The 9696-nt window shown below is 37.2% G+C and carries 4 protein-coding genes and 1 pseudogene; 2 read left to right on the top strand and 3 right to left on the bottom strand.

The annotated features are described in order from the left end of the window. Positions 1 to 463: 463 nt before the first annotated feature. The gene (locus AC1WHX_RS07850) at positions 464 to 4099 is read left to right on the top strand and encodes a glycoside hydrolase family 2 TIM barrel-domain containing protein (protein ID WP_122304584.1); all 3636 of its coding nucleotides are present in this window, start codon (positions 464 to 466) and stop codon (positions 4097 to 4099) included. Positions 4100 to 4213: 114 nt separating this feature from the next. Further along, positions 4214 to 5440: a glycoside hydrolase family 99 protein gene (locus AC1WHX_RS07845; protein WP_009319516.1), complete on the top strand. Its 1227-nt coding sequence runs from the start codon at positions 4214 to 4216 to the stop codon at positions 5438 to 5440. A gap of 84 nt (positions 5441 to 5524) precedes the next feature. On the opposite strand, the pseudogene AC1WHX_RS07840 reads toward AC1WHX_RS07845, so the two are convergent. The 3 genes and pseudogenes from AC1WHX_RS07840 to AC1WHX_RS07830 all read right to left on the bottom strand — a co-directional run. After that, positions 5525 to 6373: pseudogene (locus AC1WHX_RS07840) on the bottom strand (IS3 family transposase); the annotation flags it as partial. After that, the gene (locus AC1WHX_RS07835) at positions 6358 to 6942 is read right to left on the bottom strand and encodes a hypothetical protein (RefSeq protein WP_302545144.1); all 585 of its coding nucleotides are present in this window, start codon (positions 6940 to 6942) and stop codon (positions 6358 to 6360) included. The pseudogene AC1WHX_RS07840 and the gene AC1WHX_RS07835, both read right to left, overlap by 16 nt. Before the next feature lie 125 nt (positions 6943 to 7067). Then, positions 7068 to 9581 (bottom strand): Kelch repeat-containing protein, encoded by a 2514-nt coding sequence (locus AC1WHX_RS07830; RefSeq protein WP_122337229.1) that lies wholly within the window; start codon positions 9579 to 9581, stop codon positions 7068 to 7070. Positions 9582 to 9696: the final 115 nt, after the last annotated feature.

Genomic DNA, 9696 nt, shown 5'->3' with positions numbered 1-9696 from the left:
GTTAATTTTTAATTTTTGAATCAGAAAGCCAACTGCTGATTCGCATGAATAAATATTTTTTTGATACTGTCATTGCCTGTTTTATAATGAAACTTTTGGGTCTGTTCAAATTTTTCGATAAATAAACATTAGCCGGCCTTTTCCCCATTTTTACGCTCCGGATAAATTGTTATTCTCCTCATGAGAACATTCTTAAAAGGAACTCTCAACCCAGACCCGACCAAAATCTCAACAGGGACTTAGATTCTTTATTTTATTGATTAATTTTTATCCTAATGTGATATTAAGAACGATTTAAGGCATTATTAATCCAAAATTTAAGATAGTGCATTTTTCTTTGTATCTTATTAATAATGCATGGAAAACCTCATTTGTTTTGATCATTCTTTAGGTTCATAGAACATGTATCGAATTATATTAGAAAACACTAAATATAAACATCTTCAAATAAATAATAACTAATATGCAAACACACTTAAGAACTCTAAGTTTGGGATTGGCTCTGAGTCTGGGACTCGGACAACTAAGTGCCCAAAATGGCGTTTTCAAAGAAAATTTCGCGACCGATGGGATGACTCTTAAAACTATCGGTAGAGGTGATTGCCATGTAAAAAATGGCGTTTTTAGCAGTCGGGAATCTTATGCTCTTTTCGGAAATCCCGAGTGGAAAAATTATTCGGTGACTTTTAAGGCGCGAGCTCCTAAAGGCAGTGAGCAGGTGCAGATATGGGCAGGTTTTCGAGCTCATAATCGTAATGACCGTTATATTGTCGGGTTAAAAGGCGGACTGCAAGATGATATTGTTCTTGCCCGTCAGGGATATATGGGTACTGATGAGTTTTTTGCCGTAAAACCTCTCGGATTTCACCCGATTCCAGGAGAATGGTATAAATTTAAGATCGATGTAGTCGGGGATCGTATAAGGGTTTATATCAATGATGAAAATACTCCCCGTATAGATGTGACTGATAAAAACTCAAATTTAGCTCCCAGTGGTCAGGTTTCTCTTGGTGGCGGTTGGTTGACTACCGAGTTTGATGATCTTGAAATTAAAGAGCTTCCTGAGAATTATTTTCAGGGAATAAAACGCCAGGAATATAAATATGCTATGTCTCCGGCTGAAAAGGAGGCTAAACGGCAAAGAGAAAGAAGCCAATATAAGGCAATTGAAGTGGGAACTCTAAATCCGGGGCGTACAGAAATCAGTCTTGACGGTCAATGGTTATTTATGCCTGAATATCAGTTAAGTGATCAGGATAAAGCTGTAAATCCGGCTGTGGAAGATAAGGATTGGCATTCGATGAGTGTTCCTAATTTCTGGAATCCTATTCGAATTTGGCTTCATGGAGAAACGTTCGGCTCTGAACATTACCCGAAAGGTGTTTCAGATACCTATTTTCAACAAGAGACCGAACGTTGTGAAAATTATACTTTCGAATATGGAAAAGTAAAAGCAGCTTGGTATCGTCAATGGATAGAACTGCCTGAATCGATAGAAGGTAAACAAGTCGAATTGCATTTTGATGCTGTGTCTAAGGTTGCAGATGTATTTATTAACGGGAAAGAAGCCGGTTCGCATATTGGTATGTTCGGTGATTTTTCGGTTGATGCCACTCCGTATCTGAAGCCGGGTAAAAATCTTGTTGTTGTTAAAGTAGTTCGTGATTTTATAAAAAATATAGCAGATGCAGATAAAATCGTGGATGTTGCCGTGACAGTTCCGGTAACTAATAAAATGTTGAAAGATATTGCTCATGGTTTCTATTGTATCGATAATGGAGGAATATGGCAACCTGTGCAAATGATAATTACAGACCCTGTAAAAATAGAGGATGTATTTATCAAGCCTTCTCTTACCGGAGCTGATTATGAAATCACTTTGAAGAATTACGGTAAGAAAAAACAGTCATTCGATATTAACGGTAAAATTATCGATAAGTCGAACAATGTACAGTTGAGCGATGTCCTTTTGCAGAAAGGTATAACGTTAAATCCGGGAGAAGAAAAAGTCGTTATGGCGAGCGTGAATGGTTTGCAGCCCAAATTGTGGACACCTCAACATCCTAACTTGTATAATTTTAAGTTTTCTTTGAGCAATAAAAAGGGGGTAATAGACAATAAGACTATTACTTCCGGATTCCGTACTTTCGAAAAGCGTGATGATGGTTTTCTGTATTTGAATGGCAAACGTTATTGGCTGAGAGGTGGAAACCACACTGTTTTTGCTTTGACGCCGAATGATCGTCGTATGGCTGATACTTTCTATCAAATAATGAAGAGCGGTAATATAGAGACTACCCGTACTCATACTACTCCTTATAATGAGTTATGGATTACTGCTGCCGATGAAAACGGTATAGGTATAAGTCATGAAGGAACTTGGCCTTGGCTGATGATTCAGTCTTCTATGCCAGACCAGAATTTGATCGATATGTGGGCAGACGAATATATCGGTATGTTGAAAAAATATCGTAATCATCCGTCTATTTTCTTCTGGACTATCAATAATGAGATGAAATTCTATGATAATGATCCGGATAAAGACCGTGCGATCAAAAAAATGCAGATTATCGAAAAAGTAGTAAAAAGAATGCGTGAAGTAGATCCTACTCGTCCTATTTGTTTCGATTCTAATTATAAACGTCCGGAAAAACGCTTTGGAAAGGATTTTTTCAAAACGTTTGATGATGGAGATATAGATGACGATCACTCATATATCAATTGGTATGATCATACTGTGTTTAAACAGTTTAATGGTGAATTCCAGAAAAATAAACGTGAAGGCCGTCCTTTGATCAGTCAGGAGATGTCTACCGGATATCCGAACAATGAGACCGGGCATCCGACAACATTCTATACGTATGTACATCAGAATCCTCAGGTATTGGTGGGAGATGATGCTTATCCTTATGGAGATCCGAATGCATTCCTTGAAGCACATCGTTTCATTACCGCCGAGTTGGCAGAAGCTCTTCGTCGTAGCAATCCGGAGGCATCAGGTATTTTACATTTTGCATTGCTTACTTGGTTTAGAAATGTGTATGACGCAAATACCATTGATCCTTATCCTGCATATTATTCTATGCAAAATTCATTGAGCCCTCTTTTGGTTTCGGCCGAATTATGGGGTCGCCATTTATATGCCGGATCTACATTGCCTGTTCGTTTTTGTGTCGTGAATGATTTGGAAGATGGTAGTAGCGTACCGGCTTCTACTATTACATGGAGTCTTATAAGTGCAGGACAGGTGTTGGCAAAAGGTAATGTTGATGTTCCGGTTGTTGAACATTACGGACGTCAGTGGATGACTGCCAATATCAATGTGCCTTCTAATTTACCTGAGTCTCGTGTGGATGCTAAATTAAAACTTGAGTTGAAAGATAAAGGTGGAGTACTATTGAGTCAAAATGATTATAATATTACTTTGGCAACCCAAGAATGGAGTAATAACGGAGAACTGAAAGATAAGAAAATCGTTTTGGTAGATAATAACAATACTGCTAAAGTATTTGACCAATTGCAGATACCTTATACTAAAGTTGCTACTGTTGCAGAGGCTGTAAAAGCAAAAGCCGATCTTTATGTTTATGCTGGATTGGATGATAAGAATTGTTCTGCAGAAGAATTGTCAAATATGAGAAAATCAGTTCAAGGTGGTAAGAATGCTCTTTTCTTGAATTGTGAAAAAGCGATGTTGAAAATGTACCCGGAACATTTTACCGGATTCCTTGTCCCGACAGAAGGGGACATTGCTACGATGGAAGTTCCCGAATCTCCCGTATTCGATAATATAGAAAAAATGGATCTTCGTTATTTTAATAATAACAAGCGTGAAATTCCGACAGTTTGTAGTGCTTCGATGCAAACTGTACGGAGTGAGAAAGTCGTTCCTTTAGCAGCTCAAATGAAAATCCACGGTTACATTAATGGAGACATGCACAAACGTTCTGAATATGTGTCGACAATTAAAGGTTTCCCTCTGTTGATGATTCAGGATCAAGGTAACGTTATGATCTCTACTATGCGTACCGATAAAGCTGCAACAGATCCTATTGCAGGAAAATTACTTTCAAATATGGTTAGTACCATGCTCAAGTAAGATATGATAACATACAATTAGTTAGAACTGTGTCACGACAATTTTTTAGGAAAGAATCGTGACATAGTTTTTTAAATAGTACACACACACTTTTATATTTAATTTTATTGATAGATGAAGAAAACTTTTTGTGTTTTATTGGGGATACTTATTTTTTGTACTGCCGGAATTGAGGCCAAAAAGAAGTATTCTTCTTATAAAGGGTTGATAATGGCCGGCTATCAAGGTTGGTTTAACACTCCGGATGACGGTGCGAATCGAAAATGGAGACACTATCCCGGAAAACAGGGATTTAAACCCGGTTCTTGCAGCATAGACATGTGGCCTGATGTCAGTGAATATGAGAAAGTATATTCTACACCGTTCCGTTTTGCAGACGGAGGTGTGGCCTCGGTATTCAGTTCTTATGACGAATCTACGGTCGATACGCATTTTCGTTGGATGAAAGAGTACGGTTTAGATGGGGTATTTATGCAACGATTTGTAGGAGAAGTGAAAAATCCTTCGGGGAAAAATCATTTTAATAAGGTTTTGGCTTCGGCTACAAAAGCTGCCGATAAATATGATCGTGCAATTTGTGTTATGTATGATCTTAGCGGAATGAAGGGAACGGACGCATCGTTTGTTTTGGATGATATAGATGAACTTACCCGTTTGTTTAATATCGGAAATCGGAAAAAGAATCCTTCTTATTTATTCCATAACGGTAGACCGCTTGTCGTGATTTGGGGAGTGGGATTTAATGATCGTCGCAGATATACTACTGAAGATGTCGAGCTGATTGTCGATGGACTTAAAAAACGGGGTTTTAGTGTGATGTTGGGAGTTCCTACTTATTGGAGAGAATTGAGGTCTGATACGGAGAATAATCCGAAACTTCATGAATTGATTCGTAAAAGCGATATTATAATGCCTTGGTTTGTCGGACGTTATAATGACCGGAGTTTTGAGAAGTTCAAGCATTTAGTTCCTGAAGATATTGCTTGGTGTAAAAGCAATAAGATAGATTATGCACCTTTGGTTTTTCCCGGATTTTCATGGAAGAATATGAAAGGCATGAACAGCCATTCTACACCGAGAAATAAAGGTCAGTTTTTATGGGATCAAATGTATAATGCCGTAAGTTCCGGAGCTGAAATGATTTATGTAGCTATGTTCGATGAAATGGATGAGGGCACGGCCATATTTAAATGTGCAACAAAAGTACCGATTGGAGAATCTGTTTTTGTCCCGATTGAAGAAGGCTTGTCGAGTGATCATTATTTGTGGTTGGTAGGGCAGGGGAAAAAGATGTTGAAAAATCCGAAAGGCTTTTCTTCGGAACTTCCTGTCAGAAAATGATGATATTATTACTTGAATATTTAGTTTAATAAAAAGAGTCGATTCATCTGACATGAACCCCAAAAGTTGGATGGTTTAACATTATTAAGAGGCTCTCTTAGATTGGAATAAAGCTCGGTATTGCACCGGGCTTTTTCCATTTAGCCTCAGTTTGATTCTATCATTATTGTAGTAGCGTATGTACTTTACTAGTTCCTTGGCGAACTGCTCTACGCTGTCCCACTCCTGCAAATATAACAATTCAGACTTCATAAGTCCAAAGAAGTTCTCCATCATTGCATTGTCCAGGCAATTTCCTTTGCGCGACATACTTTGTACTATATGTTTATCTTTCAATGCTTTCTGATACCTCATATGCTGATAGTGCCATCCCTGGTCAGAGTGTAATATAAGTCCCTCTGGGATGTCCGTTTTCCTGAATGCTTTGTCCAACCTACTCATTGCCATCTTAAGGTCAGGATGGTATGATATGGTGTAGGATATGATCTCTCCGTTGAACATATCCAGGATAGGAGAAAGATATATCTTATTATCCTTTATTTTGACTTCAGTAACATCGGTTGTCCATTTCTGGTTCGGTGCAGTTGCGATGAAGTCCCTGTCTATGACATTAGGAGCTACCTTGCCTATTTCGCCTTTATAAGACTTATATTTCGCCTTCTTTCTCCTACCATACAAGCTCATCTCTACCATAAGTTTCTGTACAGTCTTATGGTTAAGATGTATGCCATCATTACTCAGCTGAGAGGTTATTCTACGATAGCCGTAGCGTCCTTTATGATGGTCATATATCTTACGGATTGCAGCTCTTGCATCATCGTAACCGTCAGGTTCTGATAGCCTTTTCGTATGATAGTAGTATGTAGATCTAGCCATCCCTGTCTTCTCGAGGAGAATCTCAAGACCATGTTCCTGCCTTAGTTCTTGTATGGCTTCCGCCCAATCTCTCTGAGACGGGCTTCTCTTGCTTCTACTAAGACCTTCACTTTTTTTAACAGAGCATTCTCCGCCTCCAGTTCCTTTACGCGTAACTGTAAGAGTTCCAACTCTGTCATTTCGTCCGGTTTCTTTTTCCGTGGTCTTCCCATATCGTTCTTTGGTGGTCGGCCTTTAGGCCTGATGATAGACAATGCATCATAGCCGTGAACTCTAGCGATTCTTTTCCATTCGGATATTTGACTAGAAGACACATCATATTTCAACGATGCCGCCACCAAAGTTAAATGATTTTCCTCAATATCACGAAGAATTTGAAGTTTAAAGGCATAATCTGCCTTAACATTTTTCTTCTTAATCAACCCAGAGTACCCTTCTGACTGATAACGAATCCACAAAGAACTTAACAGCTGTTTACCTATTCCATAATGATGATGAATATGATTGATGCTAAGTCCATTCTCAAGCATATGCATATACTTCAATCGTTCTGCATAGCCGTGTTTCTTTCTCTTTTTAAACATAACAAAACCCCGAAAGTTTTTTGTCCAACTTTCGGGGTTCATGTCAATCAAAGTTTTGAATCGACTCTTTTTATTTTTGTTTATTTACGGGAATAATTGACTATTCAGTGAAAGAAAACTTAAGAAATACTATTCCGAGCACTTTATTATAAAATTGGGATAGCTATTTACTCTTCTTTTGTTACATCATTGAAAGACAATCCGTATTTTTCACCTAAAAGGGTTTGATATTCTTTGCAGAAGTTATCATATATGCTTTTAGCTATACCCATTTTATCATTTCGGCAGAAGATAGAACACTTGATGCGTAAAGCTTCTTCATTGAAACTGTCATGTTGAAAAATGGAGTCTGCTATTTTTAATCGGAACTTGTCATTATTCTGGAATTCTTCTTTATGTAATAACAGATGTAACAAATCTATCGTTATATCTGAATAATGGCTTTTGAAACTGTCGAGGTAATCGCTTTCTGTATTAGGCAATAATGGTCCGTATAGAAGTAATTCAAGAACTTTGTTAAAAAATTCTTCATCATGTACTGTTGTTTTGGTTGCCTCGTCTATATAGTTTAAAGCAGTATGATAGTCGCAGAAAACATCGTCCCCTAAAACTATTTTCCAAAAATTATTATCATTGACGATTTGTATATTACCGACTTTTTCAAGCAATAGACGCAAACGACTGATAGAGACGTTACGGTTATTCCGGGCAGACTTTTCGTTTTTGTCTCCCCATAAAAGATCATCCAGTTTTTTGCTTGTAATACCTCTGTTATCTTTTTCGGTATTGAGCAATATTAATAATAGAAGAGATTTTAAAATAGGAGTAAATGAAGAGGTTATATTTTCTCCAGTTTTACTTTTTACGTTGAATGACCCCAATAGACATATACATGCACGATCACGATTAAAATACGGTTTATCCGGGACGGTAAAGATCAAAGAGTCTGTTTCAGATTTGCTGGTAGAGAATTTATTATCCTTTTTCCGGTTTTTACCACGTTTCCGTATGAAATTACCCGTTCCTACCAATAATATTATTGTAGGAATCAAATACCAAAGGAAAGAAAAATCTTGCTTTTTTTTGTCTTGTTGCAAAATCTGGGAATATACCATTGGAGGATAAGATAACGAGTATATTTGTATTTGAGACGGTTGTCCGTTTTTATAATTCTTCGCATAAAGACAATATAAATGTTGTGAACGAGGGGCATGATATAATTGGGAGAATGAAAAGTCTGCACCCGAATCGAAATGTTGTATTTCCGATACAGGAATAATTCCCGGTTCATTTATAGAAATTTTCAGTAATACTCCGCCCATATTTCCGGTAATGATATAAAAACAAGAATCCTCTTTATTGTAAACCATATTGCTCCCCGGAAGGAATTTCTTATCGAAGTTTGGCACTTCCCATAGCTTTTTTGTTTCGAAGGTATTCAGATCTATTGCATATAAATCGGAGAAATCGCGTGGAGACAACTCCTGATGTCCGGAAGGGCATCCTTTGCCACCGAATATATAAAGTGTATTATCTACGATTGCCGATGCAGGAGAATATCTTGGATATATCTCAGGTATGATCTTTTCTGTAAATTCTCCTGTTTGAGGATTGATTTTGAATAAGGTGTTTTTATACAGGAAAGAACCGTATCCTCCAAATGTAATAATGGTAGAATCGGGAGCTATGTCTGATGTATGATGCCAAAATCCGGTTTCTTTTTCATTCTTTGAGGTTTGACTCCATGCTTTATCAGTGAAAGAAAATGTCGATGTGGTCTGGTCATCTAAATTATAAGATTCCAAACGATTTGTTTTTGTGTTGAAAATCATTTGGTTGGTGCTTGTGGCTGCCGGATGTCCGGTGATACCCCTGATTGTATCTTGATGATTTGTAAGAGGATTATAGATGAACATTTCCTGACCACCGGTCGTAATATAAAACAGTTCTTTTTCCGGGTCGAATGCATACTGAGGGTTCCTTTTAAATTGGTAGTTGTATATATTTTTCCATACTGCATGATCATCTGTGAGCCAATGAGGGTTTATGGCTTTTGCCGGACTATGATTGACAAGATCGTAACATACTCCTTTACCATGCTGACTTAATTCCCAATGGCGAAATAACTCTTTTCCGTTGTAAATGCGAATGTTTTTTACATTTATAGGAGCGGCATCCGGAGTGTTATAATTCGGATGGTCGCAAGCACCGAAATAGATACGGGTGTTTTTTATCTGGTTGAAATCATAATCATACACTCTTTTTATTGAGTTATAAGATAATTCTATTTTGTTTTGTTTAGTCAGAAATGTAATGCTGACAGGAATCCATTTATTTCGTATTATCGTATCACTGATAAAAAAACGTTTATCTTTTATCACGATAGCCGGCCGTTTTCTTTGGAGAGTATCTATAGAAAAAATAAGATCAATGTTTTCGTTATTGTTTGTTATGATACGCATGGCAAAACCGAATATAAGTTCGTCACGAATATTCATTTCGAATGAAATTTGTTGTTTGTCTTGTATTTCTATCGGATTTCCGTTGTCTAAAATCAAAGAAGTCCGTTTATTTCCGTCATGTAGATGACTGTTGAAAAATAATCCTGAGGTCAACTCTTCAGCTGATACTGATAATATTTGGATAGATATAAGGAAGAAAAGTCCAATTATTTTTTTCATGATGTTCTAAGTAGTGAGAACGTGACGTTATAAATCTCAGTATGCAAAGAAATAAAAAAAATAAGAATCTTGAATATTACGTAATGAAAATTCACTCGGGTACACTGTTCTTTTA

This window comes from Coprobacter sp., from assembly GCF_982436375.1.
Note: the sequence above shows the minus strand (reverse complement) of the source record. Positions and strands in the feature narration are given on the sequence as shown.